This window comes from Vicinamibacterales bacterium, from assembly GCA_041659285.1.
GTDB lineage: Bacteria > Acidobacteriota > Vicinamibacteria > Vicinamibacterales > UBA2999 > 12-FULL-67-14b.
Genome location: JBAZYO010000001.1, coordinates 509,544 through 531,428, shown reverse-complemented (window position 1 = coordinate 531,428; position 21,885 = coordinate 509,544). Strand labels below are relative to the sequence as shown.

Genomic DNA, 21,885 nt, shown 5'->3' with positions numbered 1-21,885 from the left:
GAATGGAAGGCATGCGCGCAACGTCAACCATTGCCCTGTGCCTGACCGTGGGCGTGGCGCTGGCCGCCAACGACGCGCTCACGCCGAAGCTGGCCGAGTCGTTCGAGAAGAAGATTGTCGCCGTGCAATCGAACGCGGCCCTCGACACCCGCGGCGGACGGCCCACGCAGTTCAGCGAAGCGGAAACCAATTCCTACCTGAAGTTCAAGTCGGCGCCGATCCTGCCGACGGGCCTGACCGAGCCGGCCATTTCGCTGCTCGGTGACGGCCGCGTCACCGGACGCGCCGTGGTCGATCTCGACGTCGTGCGCCAGAAGCAGAGCAGCGGCGGCTGGTTCGACCCGACGAGCTACCTGACCGGCAAGCTGCCGGTGAGCGCGGTCGGCCGGGTGATCACCGCCGACGGCAAGGGCCGCTTCGAACTGGAGAGCGCGGACGTCAGCGGCGTGCCGGTGCCCAAGTCGCTGCTCGCGCAGATGGTCAACTACTTCACGCGCACCGCCGACAATCCCAAGGGGGCCACCATCGACGACACGTTCGAGTTGCCCGCCGACATCCGCCGCATCGACGTCGCGACCGGCAAGTTCATCGTCGTCCAATAGCCGTCAATGGCCGAGGACGTCCTGCAGCTGTCCCTGCAGTATCTGAAGGGCGTCGGGCCGCGCAAGGCGGCCGACTTGAAGAAGGCCGGCCTCAACACCGTTGAAGACTTGCTCTTCCGGTTTCCCCGGCGCTACGAAGACCGCAGCCGCCTGCAATCGATCATCTCCCTCAGGCCCGGCATGACCGCGGCCATCAGCGGGGAAGTGCTCAACGCCGGACTGGCCCACACCCGGCGTCCCGGGTTTCGCCTGTTCTCGGCGCTGGTGCAGGACCCCAGCGGGCAAATCCAGGTGGTGTGGCCCAACCAGGCATTCCTCAAGGACGTCATCCACCCGCACCAGAAGATCGTGCTGTTCGGGAAGGTGGAGTTCTGGGGATCGCGCGGACTCCAGATCACCGACCCCGAGTTCGAGATCATCAAGGACGACGCTGATCCTGCCGGCAACCGGGAAACCGACACGCTGCACACCGGGCGCATTGTGCCGGTGTACGAACGCACCGGGAGCGTCACGCCCAACATGCAGCGGCGCTTCGTCTGGCAGGCGCTCGAGCAGTTGCCGCCCGATGGGTTCGATCCGGTGCCGGACGACATCCTCAAGAAGGAAGGCTGGCCGTCGCGGCGGGATGCCCTCTGGCAGGCGCATTTTCCCGACGCGACGACGCCGGTCGAGGCGCTGAATGCCTTTACGACCCGCGCCCAGCGCCGGTTGATCTTCGAGGACTTCTTCGTCTTCCAGACCGGCCTCGCGCTGCGGCGTCACGAGAACGCGCAGGTCCGCAAGGGGCTGGTCTGCGTAGTCGACGATCGCATTCGCCAGTGCGCGCGCGCGGTGCTGCCGTTCAAGCTCACACCCGGGCAGCGCGACGCGCTCGCGGAGGTTGTCGCCGACCTGCAGCGGCCGTGGCCCATGCAGCGGCTGCTGCAGGGCGACGTCGGCGCCGGCAAGACGATCGTGGCGGTGCTGGCGGCGGTCGTCGCCATGGAGAACGGCTTCCAGGTCGCGGTGATGGCGCCGACCGAGATCCTGGCCGAGCAGCACTACCGCACCATGGTCAAGACCCTCGACGGACGGCCGTATCGCACGGCGCTGCTGACCGGCCGCGTCACCGCGGCGACGCGCCGTGACCTGCTCCCGGCCATCGAGCGCGGCGAGATCAACCTGGTGGTCGGCACCCAGGCCCTGGTGCAGGAACACGTCAAGTTCAAGGCCCTGGCCCTCGCGGTGATCGACGAGCAGCACCGCTTCGGCGTGGTGCAACGCGGCACGCTGGCCGCCAAGGGCCTCAACCCCGACGTGCTGGTGATGACGGCGACGCCGATCCCGCGGACGCTGGCGCTGACCGAATGCGGCGACATGGAAGTATCGGTGATTCGCGGCCTGCCGCCCGGCCGTAAACCGGTGCGCACGCTGGTGAAGGCCGACTCGCGGCGCGACGAGGTCTACGCGATGATCCGCGACGAGATCAAGCGGGGGCGCCAGGTCTACGTGATCTACCCGCTGGTCGAGGAGTCGGAGAAGATCGACCTCAAGGCCGCGACGGCCATGGCCGAGGAACTGACCCGGGTGTTTCCCGAGTTCTCGGTGGCGTTGCTGCACGGCCGCATGAAGGGCGACGAGAAGGAGCGCGTGATGCGCGCCTTCGCCGCCGGCGCGTTGAGCCTCCTGGTCTCGACCACGGTCGTGGAAGTCGGCGTCGACGTGGCCAATGCCAGCTTGATGGTGGTCGAGCACGCCGAGCGGTTCGGCCTGTCGCAGCTGCACCAGTTGCGCGGCCGCATCGGCCGCGGCGAGCACGCCTCCACCTGCGTGCTGCTCTACCAGGCGCCGTGGTCGGACGATGCGCGGGAGCGCCTGAAGGCGATGGCCGACACCTCCGACGGCTTCGTGATCGCCGAGCGCGACCTGCGGCTGCGCGGCCCCGGCGACTTCTTCGGCACGCGCCAGTCGGGACTGCCGACGCTGCGGGCCGGCGACCTGATGCGCGACGCCGACCTGCTCGAGCGCGCCTACGAGGAAGCGCGCGCGCGGGTCGACGGCGGCACGCTGACCCCGGCGCAGCAGGACTACGTGCGCAGCGTGTGGCAGCGCCAGTTCGGGTTGATCACGGTCGGTTAGGGGCCATGCGCATCATCACCGGCACCAATAAGGGCAGGACATTGAAGGCGCCGACCTGGGACGGGTTGCGCCCAACTTCGGATAAGCTGCGAGAGACGTTGTTCAACATCATCGCGCCCCACGTCATCGACGCGCGCGTGCTCGATCTGTTCGCCGGCACCGGCGCCGTCGCGCTCGAGGCCCTCAGCCGTGGCGCCGCGTCGGCCACCTGCATCGAGCAGGACCGTCGCGCCGTGCAGTTAATCGAGGCGAACCGCGAGCGCTGCGGCGAGCAAAATCGCTGTGCTATCATTTGCGACAGCGTGGAACGCGCGCTGGCGCGGCCGGTTCGCGGCGGTCCGTTCGACATCATCGTGCTCGACCCGCCCTACGCCTACGCCGGGCTCGAGGCCGCCGTCGGTCTCGCCGCCGGACAGCGGAACCCCGGCGCGCTGCTGGTTCTCGAACACGCTTCCCGCGTCGCACCGCCGGCGCCGGCCGGGTTGTCGGTGACACGCACCGTCACCGCCGGCGACAGCGCCCTGAGCTTTTACGCATGACTATCCAGCACTCACCCCGCATCGCCATCTATCCCGGGTCGTTCGATCCGCTGACCAACGGGCACGTGGACATCATCGAGCGCGGGGCGCGGATTTTCGACAAGATCATCGTCGCCATCCTCGCCAACGTCGAGAAGACACCGCTGTTCACCGAAAGCGAGCGGGTGTCGCTGATCCAGGACGTGTTCAAGGGGCGGTCCAACGTGCAGGTCGAGACCTTCGACGGCCTGCTCGTCGACTACGCCCACCGCAAGAACGCCTCGGTGCTGGTGCGCGGCCTCCGCGCCGTGTCGGACTTCGAGTACGAGTTCCAGATGGCGCTCATGAACCGCCACCTGGCGCCGGAGATCGAGACCGTGTTCATGATGCCGGCCGAGCAGTACACCTACATCAGCTCGCGGCTGATCAAGGAAGTGTTCATGCTCAACGGCAAGGTTGACGGCCTGGTGCCGCCGATTGTCGAAGAACGGCTGCACGCCAAGCGCGCGGGCCGGCCGAAGATCGAAGACTGAAAGGCTTCAAGGAAACAGACTATGACTTTCGCACGTCGCATGAGCCGCGTTACCGTGTCACCCACCCTCAGGGTGTCCGCAGAAGCCGACCGCCTTCGCCGCACCGGCGTCGACGTCGTCGACCTCGGCGCGGGCGAGCCGGACTTCGGTACCCCGGAACACGTCAAGGACGCCGCCCACGCTGCGCTGAACGCGAACTTCACCAAGTACACGCCGTCGGCCGGCGTGCTCGAGTTTCGGGATGCGGTCGCTCACGACTACAACTCGCGCTATGGCGTCACGGTCAAGCCCGACGAGGTGATCATCTCCGCCGGCGCCAAGCAGGCCCTCTACAACGCCGCCATGGTGCTGTTCGACCAGGGCGACGAGGTCATCACGCACGGCCCGTTCTGGCCGACCATCGTCGATCAGATCAAGCTGGCCGAGGCGACGCCGGTGGTGGTGCAGACGCACCGCGAGGACGGTTTTGCCATCAAGGCCGGCGCCATCATCGAGGCGATGACCCCGAAGACGAAGGCCATCATCGTCAACTCGCCGTGCAACCCGACCGGCGCCTTGATCTCGGAAGCCGACATGACCGCCATTGCCGACGCGGCCGCGGCCCGCGGCATCTGGGTGATCGCCGACGTCACCTACGAGCACCTGATCTACGACCCGGTCCCGCATAACCTGGTCAAGATCCTCCTCGACCGCATGCCCGACCGGACCGTCATCTGCAGCTCCGCGTCGAAGAGCTACGCGATGACCGGGTGGCGGTGCGGCTGGGCCATCGGGCCCAAGGCGGTGATCGCCCAGTGCAATGTCCTCCAGGGACACTCGACATCGAACATCAACTCGATCACGCAGAAGGCGGGCATCGCGGCGCTGACCGGCCCGCAGGACGGCGTGACGATGATGTTGAACGAATACCGGAAGCGCCGCGACGCGGTGCATGGCTGGCTGACCGCCGATCCGCGATTCGTGTGCGTGAAGCCCTCAGGGGCGTTCTACCTGTTCCCCTATGTCGCCGACCTGCTGTCACCGACCGGCATCCGGACCACCGGCGAGCTGGCCGAGGCCATGCTGAAGGAGGTGGCGGTCGCCGTCACCCCGGGTGAAGGGTTCGACGCGCCCGGGTTCTTCCGGCTGTCGTACGCGACCTCGATCGAGCGGTTGAAGGAGGGCGTGGACCGGATGTTCACGTTCGTCGCCTCGCTCGAGAAGAGCGGCAAGATCGCCGTCACCCGGTAGGCGGCGGATGAGCGGCCCGCGCGTCGTGTTCCGGATGGCGCCGTGGGTGATCGCCCTCATCCTGGCGTCGGCCCTCTCCCTTGTCTGGTTCGCCTGGTACCTCTTCATCTACGGCGACTCGTTCTTCCTGCGCGTGACCAGTTCGGCGATGGCCGCCTTCGCCCTGGCCGCCACGCTGGACGCGCTGTTCTCGCGCCTCGTCCTCGAGCCTGAAACGCTGCTGGTGATCAGCCTGTTCCGGCGCCGGGCCTTTGCCCGCTCCGACTTTGAAGGCGCCAAAGTGGATGGCGGGGTCGTGGTGTTGAAGCGGAAGGACGGCGCCTGGCTCGTGCTCCCCAATACCGGGGGCAAGGCGCTCGCCATGCGCAATTCCATTGACGCGTGGATCAAGCGGGACACCCGCGGACAGACCTAGCGGGCCGCCCCTAGCGGTTCGAGGCCAGCACCACCCGCGTCAGGTCGCGCGACGGGTCCGGCCACAGCAGCGTGCGCACGCGCACGCCGGCCTCGTTGAAGTAGGGAAGCTCCGCAATGCGATGGAGCGTGATGCCCCCCTCGCGCTCGAGGCGATCGAGCACGTCCGCCGGCGCCACCATCAACGCGCGGCCGGGCTGCGCCAGGAAATGCAGGGCCTGCTCGTCGGTGATGATATCCAGCGTCTGGGCGTGCGAGTAGAACACCAGGTTGCGCACGAACACGCGATAGGTGCCGACCGGCTCCTGGGCCGGGCGATTGGCCTGCACCAGCCGCGCCATCTGGCGCACGGTGTCGTCGCCGCCGCTCGACAGGCCGCCGAACTGCAGCGCCGGCAGCGTGATCGCGGCGGCAACGGCGATCACCGCGGGCGCGTTGCGCCATTGCCCCGACAACGCCACCAGGATGATTAACACGCCGGCGGCCACGATCAGCCCGGCCGCCACCTGCGTAAAAATGGGCGCCACGTTGATCAGCAGGGGCTGCAGCCGGTGGAGCAGCGCGCCCATCACCACGAAGAACGCGCCGCTCAGCAGCGACCCCGCCACCACTCCGGTGGCGCGCCGCGGCCGCGAACGCGCGCCGTCGAACCCGCGCCATTCCTGCGTACGTTCGACGATGGACGAGGCGAGCAGCAGGGCGAGCGGCGGCAGCACCGGCAGCACGTAGCGCGGCTGCTTGCCGACCGACAGCGAGAAGAACGCCAGCGGCAACAGCGCCCACAACAGCAGGCGGAGGTCGATGGTGCCAACGTCGCGCCGGCGTCGCACGAACTGCGTCAGCGGCCCCAGCCAGACCAGCGCCAGCGGCGTCCACGGCAGCAGCCCGCCGGCGACAATCGGGACGTAGAACCACCACGGCCGCGGGTCGTTGAACCGATCCGTGGCGAAGCGCTCGAAGTTGTCGCCGATGAAGAAGCCCTGCAGGTAGTCGTTGCCGTGGCGGAACCACATCAGCAGGTACCACGGCACCGCCACGCCCAGCATCACCACGATGCCGAGCGCGATGTCGCTGGGCGTCAGCGCGATCGAGCGCCGCTCGATCATCAGCACCGGCACGATCACGAGGGCCGGAATGATCAGGCCGATGGGCCCCTTGGTCAGCGCGCCCAGGCCGAGGGCCAGCGCGGCCAGCAGCACGAACTTGCGCGGGGAGCGTTCCTGCTCGAGCGTCGCCACGAGGGCCGCCCAGATCGCCAGCGTGATGCAGAAGGCCAGCGGCAGGTCCGGCAGCGCCATGCGGCCAATCGAGAAGTAGCCGACGTTGGTGGCGACAATCGCGCCCGCCAGCAGCCCGGTTGACTCGTCGTACCAGCGGCGGCCGGCGGCCGCGGTGACCAGCACGAGGCCCAGGCCCGCCATGGCCGCCCAGAAGCGGGCCGCCGTCTCGGTGTCGCCGAGCACGAGGGACGCCGACGCGGTGAGCCAGTAGTAGAGCACCGGCTTCTGGAAGCGCGGCTCGTAGTTGTAATAGGGGGTGACCCAGTCACCCGACGCCACCATTTCCCGGGCCGACTCGGCATAAAACGCCTCGTCCGAATCCGTGATGGCCCCCCGGCCGAGGCCGGCAAAGAACGTGACCGCCGCCAGGAGGAGCAGGGGGAGCGTGATGCGATGCACTTCTGGTATACTACCGGGAGTTTCTTCCGGTTTTGCCTCGTTTCGTTCTCGCGGACGCCGCTCCGCTCCTTTCCAGAACCTTACAACCCGAGTCAGACCCTTTTTGGAATAGCCCGCATGCCTAGTCACAAGCGTCACGGTCCGCACCGCGGTGGCGGTCACCAGCCCCCACCCCAGCCTGATGTCGCCGCCGAATCGGCCGAACATGCCCTGAACGAAAGCAAGAAGCCCGGGCTCAACATCACCGAGCTGAAGGAGATGAGCATCCAGCATCTCACCCAGGTCGCCAAGGACCTGGACGTCGCCGGCGCGACGGGGATGCGCAAGCAAGAGCTGATCTTCCAAATCCTGAAGGCGCAGACCGAGCAGAGCGGCTTCATCTTCTCGGAAGGCGTGCTGGAAGTGCTGCCAGACGGCTTCGGCTTCCTCCGCGCGCCCGACTACAACTACCTGCCGGGTCCCGACGACATCTACGTCTCGCCCTCGCAGATCCGCAAGTTCGACCTGCAGACCGGCGACACGGTGTCAGGGCAGATTCGGCCGCCGAAAGAAGGGGAGCGCTACTTCGCCCTGATCAAGGTCGAGGCCGTCAACTTCGAGGCCCCAGACCAGGCGCGCGAGAAGCTGTTCTTCGAGAACCTGACACCGCTCTATCCGCTGGAGCGGGTCAAGCTCGAAACCGAGGCCGACAACCTCTCCGCCCGCGTCATGGACCTGATGACGCCCATCGGCAAGGGCCAGCGCGGCCTGATCGTCGCGCCGCCGCGCACCGGCAAGACCATGCTGCTGCAGAACATCGCGCAATCGGTGGCGAAGAACCACCCCGAGATCTACCTGATCGTGCTGCTGATCGACGAGCGTCCCGAGGAAGTGACCGACATGCAGCGCTCGGTGGACGGGGAAGTGATCTCCTCGACGTTCGACGAGCCCGCCCAGCGCCACGTGCAGGTCGCCGAGATGGTGATCGAGAAGGCGAAGCGCCTGGTCGAACACAAGAAGGACGTGCTGATCCTGCTCGACTCGATCACGCGCCTGGCCCGCGCCTACAACACCGTGATTCCGGCGTCGGGCAAGGTCCTCTCCGGCGGTCTCGACAGCAACGCGCTGCAGAAACCAAAGCGCTTCTTCGGCGCCGCCCGCAACATCGAAGAGGGCGGCTCGCTCACCATCATCGCCACCGCGCTGGTCGACACCGGCTCGCGCATGGACGACGTGATCTTCGAGGAGTTCAAGGGCACCGGCAACATGGAGATCCACCTGGATCGGAAGCTGTCGGACAAGCGCACCTTCCCGGCCATCGACATCCTCAAGAGCGGCACCCGCAAGGAAGAACTGCTGATCTCGAAAGAGGATCTCAGCCGCGTCTACGTGCTCCGCCGCGTCCTCAACCCGCTGTCGCCGGTCGAGGCGATGGAACTGCTGCTCGACAAGATGGCGAAGACCAAGAACAACGCCGAGTTCCTTTCTGCCATGCAGAAGGGCTAACGCGGCTCAGATGTAGCCTCCGGCTTCAGCCGGAGTTTGGAGACGAATGATCACTATCAAGGTTCGAGAGAACGGCTCGCTGCTGGTCGAGGGCGAGGACGTCAAGCTGGTGGACTGGACCGGCGCCGAGTACGTCGTGCCGAAAAAACCGTTCGCCCTGTGCCGCTGCGGCCAGTCGCAGCAGAAGCCGTTCTGCGACGGCTCGCACAAGGCCTGCGGCTTCACCGCCGGTGAGGGCGCACCCGGTCCGAAGGCCAACCCGCCCGCGCCCCCGACGACGTAAGCGGACCCGGCCCGCCGCCGTCGCCGAACCGGACGGTCATTCGGTCATTGCCGTGCCGTGGGCGCCGGCGAGAATGCGGAAGATCACCCGAATGCCGGCCACGTCGATGTCGTCGCCGTCCTCCAGGCGCACGCGCCCGTCGGTCTTCACACCACGCACCGAGGTGCCGTTGCGGCTGCCGCAGTCTTCGATCAACGCGGCATCGCCGTCCACGGTGATGCGCGCGTGGTGCCGCGACACCTTGGTCGAGTCAAGTCGCAGCCGGCAGTCCCGCGACCGGCCCAGCAGGTTCTCACCCGGCCGCAGGCTCACTTCGCGACCGTCGTGGATGACGCAGAACTGCGTCTCGCGAATGTCGGTGTCGCTCTGCGCGTTGTCAGCCTGGAACGCGTAGCCGAAGCCATGGACCGTGCGGATGAAGCAGGGCTGCCGCGCGGACTCGCCAAGCGCCGTGCGCAACTCGAAGATGAGGGTGGTCAGGCTGACATCCGTCACGAACGTGTCGGGCCACAGGGTCTCGTGAATCTGCTTCTTGGCCACCGCCTCCGGACGCCTGGAGACCAGCAGCGTCAGCAGATCCACCGCCTTGGCGGTCAGGTGAACCGGCTCACCGACGCGCGTCAACTGGCGAGCGCCAGGATCGAAGACGAAGACGCCGAACATGTGAGGGGGCACTGCTGCAGCGTATTCTAGCCGAGGCGTACACGAGCCCGGCCTGCCCCCTGAGAATCGCATGGCCAAGCTGCACAATGAATTTGCCGGAAGCCCTTCCGCCTTCGGTTCAGAGCGTCGGCACCATCCAGGGGACGACATAGGCCTGCAGCATGGCGAGCACGCCCATCAGCCCGGTCAGCGCCAGGCTGTGGAAGATGACCTTGGCGAAGATCTCGCCTTCCCGGCCGACCGCGCCGACGCCGGCGGCGCCCACCGACAGGTTCTGGGGGCTGATCATCTTGCCCATCACGCCGGCCGAGCTGTTGGTCGCGCCCATCAGGATCGGATCGAGGCCCGACACCTTGGCCGTGGTGGCCTGCAGTGGCCCGAACAGGGTGTTGGACGAGGTGTCGCTGCCGGTCAGGAACACGCCGAGCATGCCGAGCCAGGCGGAAAAGAACGGGAACAGCCACCCGGTTTGCGCCAGGGCGAGCGCCATCGACGAGGTCATGCCTGAATAATTCATGACCGTGGCAATCGACAGGATGAAGGCGATCGTGATGATCGGCAGCCGCAACTGCGTTGCCGTCTTCCTGAAGGCGATGCCGAGAATGCCCGGCCGTGCGCCCGCGACCACCATCGGGATCAGCGCAATGAACGTCGCGAACAGCACGAGCGTGCCCGCCGTGGCCAGGAAGTCGAGCCGGTAGGTCAGCGCGTAGGGCGAGGAAGACGCCACGACCGGCGCTTCGCGCTGGACAATCGGGGCCGGCTTACCGTCAACCAGGTTGAAGGCGCCGGGCCAGCTGAACTCCCACACCGGAAAGCGGAACCCTTGCGGATCGGTCGCGGCGCTCTCACCGGCCCAGGGGTCGGGGCACAGCCGATTGCCGATCTGGCCGCAGCGCAGGAGTGCCGTGACGTTGGCCGGCGGCTGCAGTTGCGACAGGCCGGCGAAGTTGCCGACCTGGCCGATCAGGACCGTGACGATCAGGATGCCGTAGGTGGCATACGCGCGGCTGACGCGCGACGCCGCGTCGATGGTGCTCTCCACCACCATGGGACGGCCGTCCACATAGGCGTCTTTGGGACTCCAGAACTTGAGCAACAGCGCGACCGACGCCAGCGAGAACAAGGCGGCGAGCGTGTCCGTCAGCTCCGGCCCCACGTAGTTGGAGACCAGGAACTGGCCGATCGCGAACGAGAGGCCCGCCGTGAACACGGCGGGGAAGACCGCCAGCATGCGGCCCCAACCGGCGTACAGCACGACCAGGTACGCCGGGATGACCATCGAGAAGAACGGCAGTTGCCGGCCGACCATCGCCGACAAGGCCCGCGTCGTCGTCTGGGTGTCGTGCCCGAGCATGGGCGCGAGCAGGCCGCCGAGCGTCGTCACCGGAATGCCGAGCGACCCGAACGCGACCGGCGCGGTGTTGGCGATCAGCGCGAGCACCGCGGCCATGATCGGCTCGAACCCCAGACCGGCCAGCATCGCCGCCGTGATCGCGACTGGCGCGCCGAAGCCGGCAATGCCCTCGATCAAGGCGCCGAAGCAGAACGCCACCAGCAGGATCTGGATTCGCCGGTCGGTGGTGAGCCGGGCGAGCGACCGCCGAATCACGTCGAAGTCGCCGCTTTCGACCGAGAGGTTGTAGAACATCACCGAGCTGAACACGATCCAGCAGATCGGCCAGAGCCCGAAGGCCATGCCGTGGGTGGCGGCGGCGAAGGTGAGGCCCAGCGGCATGCCCCAGACCATCCACGCCAGCAGGAAGGCGCTCGCGGCGCCGGCAATCGCCGACTTCCAGGGCGCAATGCGCAGCACCGCCAGGCAAATCGCCAGCAGGATGGGCGGAATGGAGGCGACAAGGGCCGACAGCAGCACGCTGCCGGCCACGGGGTTGTAGATCTGGTGAAAGAGTTCGGCCAAGGAGGAACCTCGGCCGACACTATAACCGCGTTTAGCACTCGCGCAATGCGCTGGTTGGATCCAGCGCGGCGCGGGCAGTCGTTCTCAGCGGTTCACGGGTGCGCGGGGGCGGGGACCGCGCCCGGGTGCGCGGCCATCAACTCGCGCAGTTCGTCGCCTTCCATTACTTCCTTTTCCAGCAGGCGGCGGGTCACGACCTCGAGCGCCTCGCGCTGGTCGCGCAGGATGCGGCGGGCCTCGTTGTGCGCACCGGTGATGATCTGCTTCACCTCGTCATCGATCAGGCGGGCGGTGTCGTCGCTGTAGAGGCCTCGCTCGACCGGCATGCCGAGGTCCAGGAAGCGGTTGCGGCGGGGCGGGTCGAAGTTGATGGTGCCGAGCCGCTCGCTCATGCCCCATTCCGTGACCATCGAGCGGGCCAGGTCGGAGACACGCTGGAGGTCGTTCTGCGCACCGGTGGAGATTTCGCCGATCGCAATCTCCTCGGCGGCGCGGCCGCCGAGCAGGATCGCCATCTGGTTCAGCAGGTCGCCCCTCTGCATCAGGTAGCGATCTTCCAGGGGCAGCTGCATCGTGTAGCCCAGCGCGCCAAAGCCGCGGGCCACGATCGAGATCTTGTGGACCGGGTCCATGTTGGGCAGCACGGTCGCCACAATCGCGTGGCCCGACTCGTGGTACGCCACGATCTCACGTTCCTTGGTGCTCATCACGCGCTTCTTCTCGAGGCCCGCCACCAGGCGGTCGATGGCCTCGTCGAAGTCGATCATCTCCACCGTCGTCCCCTCGCGCCGCGCCGCCAGCAGGGCGGCTTCGTTGACGAGGTTGGCGAGGTCGGCGCCGGCAAAGCCGGCCGTGCGCGCGGCCACCTTGCGCAGATCCACGGAGGCGTTGAGCTTCACGTTGCGGACGTGGATCTTCAGGACGTCTTCACGGCCCTTGACGTCCGGCTTGTCCACCAGCACCTGGCGATCGAAGCGGCCGGGGCGCAACAGGGCGGGGTCCAGCACTTCAGGGCGGTTGGTGGCGGCCATGATGATGATGGCCTTGCGCGCGTCGAAACCGTCCATCTCCGACAGCAACTGGTTCAGCGTCTGCTCGCGCTCTTCATGACTGCCCATGGGGCTCTGGACGCGCGCCTTGCCCAGCGCGTCGAGCTCGTCGATGAACACGATGCACGGCGCCTTGGCTTCGGCCTGCGCAAACATGTCGCGCACGCGGGCCGCGCCGACGCCGACGAACATCTCGACGAATTCCGATCCGCTCAGGCTGAAGAAGGGGACCTTGGCTTCGCCGGCCACGGCGCGGGCCAGCAGCGTCTTGCCGGTGCCCGGCGGGCCGACCAGCAACACGCCCTTCGGAATCTTGCCGCCGAGGTTGGTGTACTTCTTGGGGGTCTTCAGGAACTCGACAATTTCGCGCAGTTCCTGGGCGGCCTCATCCACGCCGGCGACATCGGCAAAGGTCGTCTTGACGTCGTCTTCAGCCATCAGCTTGGCCTTGCTGCGGGCGAACGACATGATGCCGCCTTCAGCGCCGCCCATGCGACGCATGAAGAACGACCACAGGCCGAAGAGCAGCAGGAGCGGCAGCACCCAGCCGAGCACTTCCGGCAGCCAGCGGCTCACCAGCTCGCCAGAGTACTTCACGGTCGCCGCGTCGAGTTCCTCGACCAGCTTCGGGTCTTCGATGCGCGTCGTCGAAAACGCGGTGACGCCGTCGTCGCCGGCCTTCTTGAGCGTGCCGCGGATGATCGAGTCGCCGACGGCGACCTCGGCCACCTGGCCGGTGCGGACCATGCCCTTGAACTCGCTGTACGAGATCTGCCGTCCCGCCGGCGTGAGGAAGTAGGCCTGGCCAACGGCCAGCACGGTGAGCGCTCCGAGCACCCACCACAGCACGGTGGGCTTGGGTGACGCCTGCCGGCGGTCTTTCGGGTTACCGCCGGGAGGCGCGGTCGGGCTAGGCATTGACGGGCTGACCTTTCGTGAAACTGATTTTATCGGCCGTCAGATCGACGACGACCGTGTCGCCATCGCGGAACTCGCCGTCGAGCACGCGCAGCGCCAGCGGATCGAGCAGGAGCCGCTGGAGGGCCCGCTTCAGCGGCCGGGCCCCATAGACCGGATCATACCCTTCAGCCACCAGGAAGTCCTTGGCGGCGTCGCTCAGGGTAATCCGGATCTTGCGGCTTTCCAGCCGCTTCAGCAGGCCGCTCAGCTGGATGTCCACGATCTTCTTGATGTGCACCCGGTCGAGCGTGTGGAAGAACACGATGTCGTCGATGCGGTTGATGAACTCCGGCCGGAAGTGCCCGCGCAGGGAGTCCAGGTCGCGGAGGTTCGAGGTCATGACGATCACGGTGTTGGTGAAGTCGACGACGCGGCCCTTGCCGTCGGTCAGCCGGCCGTCATCGAGCAACTGGAGCATGACGTTCAGCACCTCGGGGTGCGCCTTCTCGACTTCATCGAACAGCACCACGGCGTACGGCCGGCGGCGGACCGCCTCGGTGAGCTGGCCGGCCTCGTCGTAGCCGACGTAGCCGGGAGGCGCGCCGATCATGCGCGATACGGTGTGCTTTTCCTGGTACTCCGACATGTCGATGCGCACCATCGCGTGCTCATTGTCGAACAGGAACTCGGCGAGGGCGCGGGCGAGCTCGGTCTTGCCGACGCCGGTGGGCCCGAGGAAGATGAAGCTGCCGAGCGGACGGTTCGGGTCCTGCAACCCGGCGCGGGCGCGGCGAATGGCGTTCGACACGGCGACGATGGCCTCGTCCTGTCCGACCACGCGGAGGTGCAGCCGCTCTTCCATCTTGAGGAGCTTCTGGACCTCGCCTTCCATCAGGCGGCTGACCGGGATGCCGGTCCACTTGCCGACGACTTCGGCGATGTCTTCCTCGTCCACTTCTTCCTTGAGCATGCTCTTGGCCTTCTGCAGGCTCTGCAGGCGCGACTCCTGCTCCTTGATGCGCGCCTCGAGCTCGGGCACGCGGCCGTACTGCAGCTCCGAGGCCTTCGCGTAGTCGCCGGACCGCTGCGCCTGCTCGACCTCGACGCGCACGCGCTCGACCTGTTCCTTCAACTGGCGGCCCGACTGGATCGCGTCCTTCTCCTGCTCCCAGTGCGACGTCAGCCCGGTCTGCTGTTCCTTGAGGTCGGCCAGCTCCTTCTCGAGCTTCTCGAGGCGCTCTTTCGACGCCTTGTCCTTCTCCTTGCGGAGGGCCTCGCGCTCGATTTCCAGCTGCATGATGCGGCGGCGCACTTCGTCGAGCTCCACCGGCATGGAGTCGATTTCCATGCGCAGCTTCGACGCCGCCTCGTCCATCAGGTCAATGGCCTTGTCGGGCAGGAAGCGGTCGGAGATGTAGCGGTGCGACAGCACGGCGGCGGCGACCAGCGCGGCGTCCTTGAACTTGACGCCGTGGTGGATCTCGTAGCGCTCGCGGAGGCCGCGCAGGATGCTGATGGTGTCTTCGACCGTCGGTTCGCCGACGTGCACCGGCTGGAAGCGGCGCTCGAGGGCCGCGTCCTTCTCGATGTACTTGCGGTACTCGTCCAGCGTGGTGGCGCCAATGGTGTGGAGCTCGCCGCGGGCCAGCATCGGCTTCAGCATGTTCGAGGCGTCCATCGACCCCTCCGAGGCGCCGGCGCCCACCACCGTGTGCAGCTCGTCGATGAACAGGACGATCTGGCCCTCGGCCTCCGACACTTCCTTGAGCACGGCCTTGAGCCGGTCCTCGAACTCGCCGCGGTACTTCGCGCCCGCGATCAGCGCGCCCATGTCGAGCGTGACAATGCGTTTCTTCTTCAGGCCCTCCGGGACGTCGCCGCGGACGATGCGCTGGGCGAGGCCTTCGACGATCGCCGTCTTGCCGACGCCGGGCTCGCCGATCAGGACCGGGTTGTTCTTGGTGCGGCGCGACAGCACCTGGATCACCCGGCGCACTTCCTCGTCTCGCCCAATCACCGGGTCGAGCTTGCCCTTGCGGGCGAGCTCGGTGAGGTCGCGGCCGTACTTCTCGAGCGCCTCGTACTTGCCTTCGGGGTTCTGGTCGGTCACCCGCTGGCTGCCGCGCACGGCGGTCAGCGCCTCGAGCACCTTCTCGCGCGTGATCCCGTTGGCCTTCAGCTGATCGACCGTCGCCGACTTGCCGGGCTCGTTCAGGATCCCGAGCAGCAGGTGCTCGGTGCTGACGTACTCGTCTTGCATCGCCTTGGCTTCGGCCTGGGCGGCGTCGAACACCACGCGGAGGCGCGGGGAGAGGTGGGGCTCCGAGCCGCCGTGGGCCTTCGGCTGCTTCGCCAGGTGGGCGCGCAGCGCGCCGGCGATGGCGCCCGGCTCCACGGTCAGCTTGCGGAACACGCTTGGCACGACGCCGTTCTGCTGCTCGATCAGCGTGACGAGCAAGTGTTCGGGCTCGACCTGCGCGTGGTTCAACTCCGACGCCAACTGCGGCGCGGCCAGCACGGCCTCCTGGGCCTTTTCGGTGAACTTGTTGAGATTCATGATGTCCCTCAGCCTTCGCTCTTGGCGGTCGCCCTCTGGCTCGACGCACCGGCCGCGCGGAGCGACTCGTACAACCCGCGCTCTTCCTCGCTCAACGCCTTCGGAATCTCCACTTCGACATTCGCATACAGGTCGCCGCGTTCGTCTGGTTTCCCGACCGTCGGCCAGCCATGGCCTCTCAGGCGGAAGCGCTGGCCGCTCTGCGTCCCAGCGGGCACCTTCAGCCGCAGCGTCTTCGCCTCCGGCGTCAGCACGTCAACCTCGCCGCCGAGCACCGCCGTCGGCACCGGCACCCGGGTCTTGGTGTAGACGTCGCGCCCCTTCACCTCGAACACCGGATGCGGCTTCAGCTGCACGCGCAGGAAGAGGTCGCCGCTCGGCCCGCTGCCGGTGCCGCGGCCGCCTTCACCGCTGACCCGCACCCGCGAACCGTCGGTGACGCCGGCGGGGATGCGCACCTCGACCGATCGCGCGTGACCGTCGTGGCGCAGTTGCAGCCGCTGGACGCTGCCGCGCAACGCGGTTTCGAGGTCCAGCTCGAAGGGGTGCTCGACATCCTGCCCCTTCCGGCCGCGCGACCGGCCGCGGCCGCCGCGCGCCCCGGCCCCCTGGTCTTCGCCGCCCATGCCGCCGAAGAAGGTGGTGAAGAAGTCGGAGAACGGGGCGTCCCCGCCGCCGAACATCTCGGACACCTCGTCCTCGGTCATGTTCCGAAACCCGCCACCACCGGCTCCGCCCCCGAACGGACTGCCGGCACCATACGGGCTGCCGGCGCCGGGCGGCGCGTTCTCGTAGGCGCGCCAGTTGGCGCCCAGCTCGTCGTACTTCTTCCGCTTGACGGGGTCGCTCAGTACTTCGTTGGCTTCGTTCACTTCCTTGAACTTCGCCTCGGCGCCCTTGTCGCTGGCGTTGACGTCCGGGTGATACTTTCGCGCCAGCTTCCGGAAGGCCTGCTTGATCTCCTTCTCGGTGGCGGTCTTGGCGATGCCGAGCGTGGTGTAGTAATCCTTGAAGTCCACGACTAGCCCTCGGCGTCCAGGCCCAGCAGGGCAGACAGTTGATCCATTTCACGCAGCAGGCGCCGGCGCGTCGCGTCCCGCTGCAGCGCGCCCGGCCGCATCAGGGGGCGGATGCGCTGCATCGCCTCGGCGACCGACAGCAGTTGCTGCACGCCGGCGAGGTTGACGCCGGCGTCATCCACCAGCCGCTTGATGAAGCGCAGCCGCTCGATTTCGTCGTGCGAGTAGAGCCGCATGCTGCCCACCGTGCGCGCCGGCCGCACCAGCCCGAGCCGCTCGTACTTGCGCAGCGTTTGCGGGTGCATGTTCAGCATGCGCGCGGCAACGGAGATGAAGATCAGCTCTGAAGTTGACACAGATCAAGTGTAGGACTTGATACGGGGCGTGTCAACTCGGAAGGTGCCTAGAGTGCCTAAGGTGCCTGGCGTGCCGGGCGGTTAGCTGGAGGGGTCGAGCTTGCGGGCGGCGAGGACGGCCTTGACCAGGTCCTCGGGGACGTTGTCGGGCAGCTCGTCGCTCATCTCACCGCAAGCGATGCGGCCGGCCTTGACCGTGCTCTCGTACTGCGCCAGGTACTCGTGGCAGTTGCGGCACCGCGAGAGGTGCAGCTCGAAGTGCGCGCGGTTCTCCTCCGGGAGCTCGCCGCTCACGTAGTCCATCAGGAAGTCGGCCAGCTCGCGGCATTTCATGACGCGCCGTCCCTCCGGAAATGTGGCGCCAGCATGGTCCGGAGCGCCTGCCGGGCGCGGTGGAGCCGAATCTTGGCGGCGTTCACGGACAACCCAAGCATGTTGGCGGTTTCCTCGGTGTCTAATCCTTCGATGTCGCGCAGGACGAGAACGGTACGGTAGCCCTCCGGCAACTCGTCGATCTTCTGCCGCACCAGGTTCCGGGTCTCGGCCCGTTCCATGGCTACATCGACCGGCTAGTCCCAGCTCTTGAATCGCTCTTCGTGATGGCCGTCGTCGAGGAACGCCGGCAGCAGGGTTTCGATCGACTGCTCGGGCTTGCGCTTTCGCGTCCGCAGCTTCATCAGGGCGGCGTTCACGGCAATGCGGTGCAGCCAGGTGGAGAGCTTGGAGTTCCCTTCGAAACGGTCCAGGCTCTTGAAGGCGTTGAGGAAGGCGTCCTGGACGACATCGCGGGCGTCTTCGTCTGAGGCGAGGATGCGACGGGTCACGGCCAGCAACCGCCCGCCGTAAGTCCGCACCACTTGCTCGTACGCGGACTCGTCGCCGGCGCGGAGCTGAGCGATGAGGGTAGTCTCATCGTCCACAGGTGTCGCGCTGCCCATCGGTCGGAGCGTATCATACGGTCGCATTCAATCCCTCTGGAAGGCAGGCCGTCCGCATGTCACAAGTGAGCACGTCCACGCCGCCGGGCACGCCGTGGCCCATCGGCCCGTACAGCCACATCAGCAAAGTCGGGCAGTGGATCACGATTGGCGGCACCGCCGGGATTGACCCGGCCACCGGCGAGCTGGCAGGGCCCGACGTCGCCTCGCAGACCCGGCAGATTCTCGATTCATTCCGCGTGATGCTCGAGTCGGTGGGATCGGACCTCGCCCATGTCATCCACGTCAACGTGTTCCTGCGCGACATGAAGGACTTCGACGCCATGAACCAGGCCTATGCGGAACGCATGGGCGACCATCGGCCGGCTCGCACGGCCATCGGCGTGAACGATTTGCCCAAGCTTGGCGTGCTCCTGACGATGAACCTCACGGCGGTGACTCGGGAATGAGGCGCCTTGCGGCGGCCGTGTTCACTACATGGTGTGTTGGCGTCGCGCTCTGGGGGGCGCAGCCGGCCTCGCTCGCCCCCGGGCTGATCGCGCCCACGGTCACGGGCGTCGTGGACGTCTTCAGCCGCGAGTACTTCGACATCCCGCTCACGGGCGCCGTGCGGTTAGCGCTGACGTCGGCCCTGGCCGGCGGGCGCTACGCGAAGGCGGCAACGCCACAAGAACTCGCTGAGTTGCTGACACACGACCTCTATGACGTGACCCGAGACAAGCACGTCGCCGTGCAGGTTGTCAGGCCCTCGAGCGCGACAGGTTCATCGCCGGCACAACGTGATGTGCCAACGACGGCGGGCTTTCGGCGAACGGAGGTCCTGCCCGGCAACATCGGGCTGCTGGACATGGCGTACTTCCTCCGTCCGGTGGAGCACCGGGACGCGCTCGCCGCGGCGATGAAGCTGCTGCAACCGGCGGCGGCCTTGATCCTCGACATGCGCAACAACGGTGGCGGCTCGCCGGGTACCGTGGCCCTGCTCATGAGCTACCTGTTCGAGGAACCGGGCAAGCCGTTGTTCGAAGTCATCCCAAGGACCGGCACCCGCGAAGTCTACGCAACCGTCGCCGATACGCTGGCGTGGCGCGACGGCAAGCGCCCTGTGTTCGTCCTGACCTCGAAGAATTCCTTCTCGGGTGGGGAAGGGCTGGCCTTTCTGCTCCAGGATCTCAAACGCGCTGTGGTGATCGGCGAATCCACCGCCGGCGCGGCGAACCCGGGCCGCCCGTACCCGGTGAACGATCTGTTCGAGATCACAGTCCCCAACGGCCAGTTACTGACCATTCTCAGTCGCCGGAATTGGGAAGGGAACGGCGTGACGCCGGACATCAAGGTACCGGCCACCGACGCCTTGACCGAAGCCCACACGCGCGCCCTCGCCGCGATCAAGCAGCCATAGCCCGTGGCACCATAGAATGCGAACCACGATGTTCAATTACGCCAGCGCCCTGACCCTGTGCGGCCTCGCCCTCGCCACCGGCCTGTTGGCCGCGGTCCCACCTTCGCTCTCAGAGCTTCGGTGGGCAAGCCAACCGACCCCGCGCGCCACACCCGATTCGGTCGGCATGTCGGCCGAGCGCCTCCAGAACGCCACCGCCGTGCTGCGGCAGGCCGTCAGCGATCGCAAGATTGCCGGCGCGGTCGGCCTGGTCGCGCGCCAGGGCAAGATCGCCTACCTCGAGCCGGTCGGCCTGCAAAGCGTGGAGATGCGCACGCCGATGACCGAGCGCTCCCTCTTTCGCATCTACTCCCAGACGAAGGCGGTGACCGCCGTCGCGGTGATGATGCTGCACGAGGCAGGGAAGTTCCGTCTCACTGATGCGGTATCGGCGTACTTGCCGGAGTTCAAGAACGTGATGGTGCAGACGCCCGAGGGGTCGCGCAAGCCGTCGCGGGCGATCACGATTGAAGACCTCCTGCTGCACACGTCCGGACTGAGCCACCGGTCGTCGGACCTGTATCTCGCCCGGCAGGTGCGCGTGCGAACGCAGGCGTTGCCGCAGTTCGTCACCAACATCACGCGAGCACCGTTGATGGAAGACCCGGGCACCCGCTTCCGCTACAGCGAGGGCACGACGGTGCTGGGCCGTCTCGTGGAAGTGTGGTCGGGTAAGCCCTTCGACGCGTTCGTCACCGATCGCATCCTCAAGCCGCTCGAGATGAACGACACGTCGTTCTGGGTGGAAGGCGAGGCGCAGGCGCGCCTCGCCACGGTCTACCGTGTGGCGCCAACCGGTGGGCTCACGCCCTTCGAGATCGAAGAAGAAGTGCCGTTCACGAAGCGCCCGGCGCTGGTCGAGGGCGCGGTCGGCCTGGTGTCGACCGCACCGGATTTTCTCCGCTTCTGCCAGATGCTCCTGAACCGGGGCGAGCTCGACGGCGTGCGGCTGCTCAGCGCCAGGACCGTGGAGTCGATGACGGCCAACGGCCTCTCGGCGCCCGTGCTGCAGCAGCGCGGCGGCGCCATGGGCTGGGGCCTCGGCAACGTCGACGTGGTGGTCACGCCGAGCGCGCGCGGCTACCTCACCTCGACCGGGGAGTACGGCTGGGACGGCTCCGCCGGGACGTTTTTCGCCATCGATCCCGCGAAGCAGCTCGTCGTGCTGCTGTTCTCCCAGAACGTGCCGGCCAGTCCGGACGGTCTGCGGCAGCGCTTCAAGGCCGCCATCACCCAGTCCATCGTCCAGTAACCGCATGCGCAACCCACAGCGGGTCATCGCGGCGATTGCGTTTAGCGCCATGCTGGTGGCGCCGGCGGCGGCTCAACCGGTCGCGCTGACGTGCCCGCCGGAGGCATGGCCGTTGGCCCGCCTGACCGCGCTCAAGACGGCGAAGTTCGCCGTCGCCGACGCCAACGAGCGACAGTCCCTTGCCCTCGCCCTGACCGCTTGTCTGGGTGATCCCAATCCACAACTGCGCGATGGCGTCGCGTTCGAAGCACTGTCTGTCTGGATGCGCGCGGGCCAGCTCGATCGCCCGACGCTGGTTCGTTTGCGCGACACACTGATGCCGATGCTGGCCGGCGGCGATGCGCAGGGCTTTCGCGCGCCGTTTGCGGCGCTCGTCATGGCCGAGGTCGCGCGCACCGACCGCATCACCCCCTGGATGTCGCCAGGCGAACGCGACGCGCTGGTGCTGGCCGCCGCCGACTTCCTGCTGGACGTCAAGGACTACCGCGCCTTCAGCGACACCGAAGGCTTTCGTCACGGCGTCGCCCACGGCGCCGACTTCGCCCTGCAACTCGCGCTCAACCCCTCGGTCAACAAGGCCCACCTCGATCGCCTGCTGATCGCGATTGCCGAGCAAGTCGCACCTCGGCAGACCGTCGCCTATCACGCGGGGGAACCCGACCGCCTGGCGCGCCCGGTCCTGTTCATCGCGCAGCGGGGACTTCACACCGACGACGAGTGGAAGGCGTGGTTTGCGAAGGTCCTCTCGCCGGCGCCACTCGACTCGTGGGAGGCGGCGTTCTCGTCGGAGGCTGGCCTGGCCAGACGGCACAACACGCGCGCGTTCCTGCTGAGCGTGTTCGCCGGCGCGAGCCCCAGCGAAAATACCGGCGTCCGGCAACTGCTCCCGCCGGTTCGCGACGGCTTGAAGCTGCTGCCCTGACGCGATGG

20 protein-coding genes and 1 pseudogene are annotated in these 21,885 nt (G+C 67.2%); 12 read left to right on the top strand and 9 right to left on the bottom strand.

Annotation, left to right across the window (positions count from 1 at the left end; genetic code table 11):
* Positions 1 to 11: 11 nt before the first annotated feature.
* From WC815_02395 to WC815_02370, 6 genes are read left to right on the top strand one after another with little or no spacing between them, the layout of a single operon-like run.
* The gene (locus WC815_02395) at positions 12 to 602 is read left to right on the top strand and encodes a hypothetical protein (GenBank protein ID MFA5907603.1); all 591 of its coding nucleotides are present in this window, start codon (positions 12 to 14) and stop codon (positions 600 to 602) included.
* A gap of 6 nt (positions 603 to 608) precedes the next feature.
* Positions 609 to 2,720, top strand: a complete 2,112-nt coding sequence (gene recG, locus WC815_02390; GenBank protein MFA5907602.1) for an ATP-dependent DNA helicase RecG — start codon at positions 609 to 611, stop codon at positions 2,718 to 2,720.
* 5 nt (positions 2,721 to 2,725) lie between these two features.
* Positions 2,726 to 3,259, top strand: a complete 534-nt coding sequence (rsmD, locus tag WC815_02385; GenBank protein MFA5907601.1) for a 16S rRNA (guanine(966)-N(2))-methyltransferase RsmD — start codon at positions 2,726 to 2,728, stop codon at positions 3,257 to 3,259.
* A complete protein-coding gene (gene coaD, locus WC815_02380) occupies positions 3,256 to 3,771 on the top strand; it encodes a pantetheine-phosphate adenylyltransferase (protein MFA5907600.1) in 516 nt (171 codons plus the stop codon). Before rsmD ends, coaD begins: the two co-directional genes overlap by 4 nt.
* Positions 3,772 to 3,792: 21 nt before the next feature.
* Positions 3,793 to 5,001 (top strand): pyridoxal phosphate-dependent aminotransferase, encoded by a 1,209-nt coding sequence (locus WC815_02375; GenBank protein MFA5907599.1) that lies wholly within the window; start codon positions 3,793 to 3,795, stop codon positions 4,999 to 5,001.
* 7 nt (positions 5,002 to 5,008) lie between these two features.
* Positions 5,009 to 5,416: a hypothetical protein gene (locus WC815_02370; GenBank protein MFA5907598.1), complete on the top strand. Its 408-nt coding sequence runs from the start codon at positions 5,009 to 5,011 to the stop codon at positions 5,414 to 5,416.
* Between the two features lie 10 nt (positions 5,417 to 5,426).
* Here WC815_02370 and WC815_02365 read toward each other — a convergent pair whose 3' ends face one another.
* A complete protein-coding gene (locus WC815_02365; GenBank protein ID MFA5907597.1) occupies positions 5,427 to 7,094 on the bottom strand; it encodes a glycosyltransferase family 39 protein in 1,668 nt (555 codons plus the stop codon).
* A gap of 117 nt (positions 7,095 to 7,211) precedes the next feature.
* Here WC815_02365 and rho point away from each other — a divergent pair, with 117 nt between their 5' ends.
* Both rho and WC815_02355 read left to right on the top strand, forming a co-directional pair.
* Positions 7,212 to 8,579: a transcription termination factor Rho gene (gene rho, locus WC815_02360; GenBank protein MFA5907596.1), complete on the top strand. Its 1,368-nt coding sequence runs from the start codon at positions 7,212 to 7,214 to the stop codon at positions 8,577 to 8,579.
* Between the two features lie 46 nt (positions 8,580 to 8,625).
* On the top strand, positions 8,626 to 8,862 hold the full coding sequence (locus WC815_02355; GenBank protein MFA5907595.1) for a CDGSH iron-sulfur domain-containing protein: 237 nt from the start codon (positions 8,626 to 8,628) through the stop codon (positions 8,860 to 8,862).
* A 36-nt stretch (positions 8,863 to 8,898) separates the two neighbouring features.
* Here the strand turns inward: WC815_02355 and WC815_02350 are convergent, their stop codons facing one another.
* The 8 genes and pseudogenes from WC815_02350 to WC815_02315 form a co-directional block, all read right to left on the bottom strand.
* Complete coding sequence (locus WC815_02350) at positions 8,899 to 9,537, bottom strand: FHA domain-containing protein (GenBank protein MFA5907594.1); 639 nt, start codon at positions 9,535 to 9,537, stop codon at positions 8,899 to 8,901.
* Positions 9,538 to 9,643: 106 nt separating this feature from the next.
* The gene (locus tag WC815_02345; protein ID MFA5907593.1) at positions 9,644 to 11,446 is read right to left on the bottom strand and encodes an L-lactate permease; all 1,803 of its coding nucleotides are present in this window, start codon (positions 11,444 to 11,446) and stop codon (positions 9,644 to 9,646) included.
* Positions 11,447 to 11,538: 92 nt separating this feature from the next.
* Positions 11,539 to 13,413, bottom strand: coding sequence for an ATP-dependent zinc metalloprotease FtsH (gene ftsH, locus WC815_02340; protein ID MFA5907592.1), 1,875 nt, complete (start codon positions 13,411 to 13,413; stop codon positions 11,539 to 11,541).
* Positions 13,406 to 15,952, bottom strand: a complete 2,547-nt coding sequence (clpB, locus tag WC815_02335; GenBank protein MFA5907591.1) for an ATP-dependent chaperone ClpB — start codon at positions 15,950 to 15,952, stop codon at positions 13,406 to 13,408. Before clpB ends, ftsH begins: the two co-directional genes overlap by 8 nt.
* Before the next feature lie 8 nt (positions 15,953 to 15,960).
* Positions 15,961 to 16,971, bottom strand: coding sequence for a DnaJ C-terminal domain-containing protein (locus WC815_02330; GenBank protein ID MFA5907590.1), 1,011 nt, complete (start codon positions 16,969 to 16,971; stop codon positions 15,961 to 15,963).
* Positions 16,972 to 16,973: 2 nt separating this feature from the next.
* Positions 16,974 to 17,327 (bottom strand): MerR family transcriptional regulator, encoded by a 354-nt coding sequence (locus WC815_02325; protein ID MFA5907589.1) that lies wholly within the window; start codon positions 17,325 to 17,327, stop codon positions 16,974 to 16,976.
* Between the two features lie 81 nt (positions 17,328 to 17,408).
* Positions 17,409 to 17,660: a zf-HC2 domain-containing protein gene (locus tag WC815_02320; protein MFA5907588.1), complete on the bottom strand. Its 252-nt coding sequence runs from the start codon at positions 17,658 to 17,660 to the stop codon at positions 17,409 to 17,411.
* Positions 17,657 to 18,265: pseudogene (locus WC815_02315) on the bottom strand (sigma-70 family RNA polymerase sigma factor). The gene WC815_02320 and the pseudogene WC815_02315 overlap by 4 nt, the downstream one beginning before the upstream one ends.
* Positions 18,266 to 18,321: 56 nt before the next feature.
* Here WC815_02315 and WC815_02310 point away from each other — a divergent pair.
* The 4 genes from WC815_02310 to WC815_02295 are packed head-to-tail and all read left to right on the top strand — an operon-like array spanning position 18,322 to position 21,877.
* Positions 18,322 to 18,714, top strand: coding sequence for a Rid family hydrolase (locus WC815_02310; GenBank protein ID MFA5907587.1), 393 nt, complete (start codon positions 18,322 to 18,324; stop codon positions 18,712 to 18,714).
* Positions 18,711 to 19,664 carry a S41 family peptidase gene (locus WC815_02305; protein MFA5907586.1) on the top strand — a complete coding sequence of 318 codons (954 nt, stop codon included), beginning with the start codon at positions 18,711 to 18,713 and terminating at the stop codon, positions 19,662 to 19,664. The genes WC815_02310 and WC815_02305 overlap by 4 nt, the downstream gene beginning before the upstream one ends.
* 28 nt (positions 19,665 to 19,692) lie before the next feature.
* Positions 19,693 to 20,955 (top strand): serine hydrolase domain-containing protein, encoded by a 1,263-nt coding sequence (locus WC815_02300; protein MFA5907585.1) that lies wholly within the window; start codon positions 19,693 to 19,695, stop codon positions 20,953 to 20,955.
* Between the two features lie 4 nt (positions 20,956 to 20,959).
* The gene (locus WC815_02295; GenBank protein ID MFA5907584.1) at positions 20,960 to 21,877 is read left to right on the top strand and encodes a DUF2785 domain-containing protein; all 918 of its coding nucleotides are present in this window, start codon (positions 20,960 to 20,962) and stop codon (positions 21,875 to 21,877) included.
* Positions 21,878 to 21,885: the final 8 nt, after the last annotated feature.

Excerpts from the sequence above, each read along its gene's own strand:
- WC815_02395 (MFA5907603.1), top strand. The coding sequence starts at position 12 with ATGCGCGCAACGTCAACCATTGCCCTGTGCCTGACCGTGGGCGTGGCG.
- recG (MFA5907602.1), top strand. The coding sequence starts at position 609 with ATGGCCGAGGACGTCCTGCAGCTGTCCCTGCAGTATCTGAAGGGCGTC.
- rsmD (MFA5907601.1), top strand. The coding sequence starts at position 2,726 with ATGCGCATCATCACCGGCACCAATAAGGGCAGGACATTGAAGGCGCCG.
- coaD (MFA5907600.1), top strand. The coding sequence starts at position 3,256 with ATGACTATCCAGCACTCACCCCGCATCGCCATCTATCCCGGGTCGTTC.
- WC815_02375 (MFA5907599.1), top strand. The coding sequence starts at position 3,793 with ATGACTTTCGCACGTCGCATGAGCCGCGTTACCGTGTCACCCACCCTC.
- WC815_02370 (MFA5907598.1), top strand. The coding sequence starts at position 5,009 with ATGAGCGGCCCGCGCGTCGTGTTCCGGATGGCGCCGTGGGTGATCGCC.
- rho (MFA5907596.1), top strand. The coding sequence starts at position 7,212 with ATGCCTAGTCACAAGCGTCACGGTCCGCACCGCGGTGGCGGTCACCAG.
- WC815_02355 (MFA5907595.1), top strand. The coding sequence starts at position 8,626 with ATGATCACTATCAAGGTTCGAGAGAACGGCTCGCTGCTGGTCGAGGGC.
- ftsH (MFA5907592.1), bottom strand. The coding sequence starts at position 13,413 with ATGCCTAGCCCGACCGCGCCTCCCGGCGGTAACCCGAAAGACCGCCGG.
- clpB (MFA5907591.1), bottom strand. The coding sequence starts at position 15,952 with ATGAATCTCAACAAGTTCACCGAAAAGGCCCAGGAGGCCGTGCTGGCC.
- WC815_02320 (MFA5907588.1), bottom strand. The coding sequence starts at position 17,660 with ATGAAATGCCGCGAGCTGGCCGACTTCCTGATGGACTACGTGAGCGGC.
- WC815_02310 (MFA5907587.1), top strand. The coding sequence starts at position 18,322 with ATGTCACAAGTGAGCACGTCCACGCCGCCGGGCACGCCGTGGCCCATC.
- WC815_02305 (MFA5907586.1), top strand. The coding sequence starts at position 18,711 with ATGAGGCGCCTTGCGGCGGCCGTGTTCACTACATGGTGTGTTGGCGTC.
- WC815_02300 (MFA5907585.1), top strand. The coding sequence starts at position 19,693 with ATGTTCAATTACGCCAGCGCCCTGACCCTGTGCGGCCTCGCCCTCGCC.
- WC815_02295 (MFA5907584.1), top strand. The coding sequence starts at position 20,960 with ATGCGCAACCCACAGCGGGTCATCGCGGCGATTGCGTTTAGCGCCATG.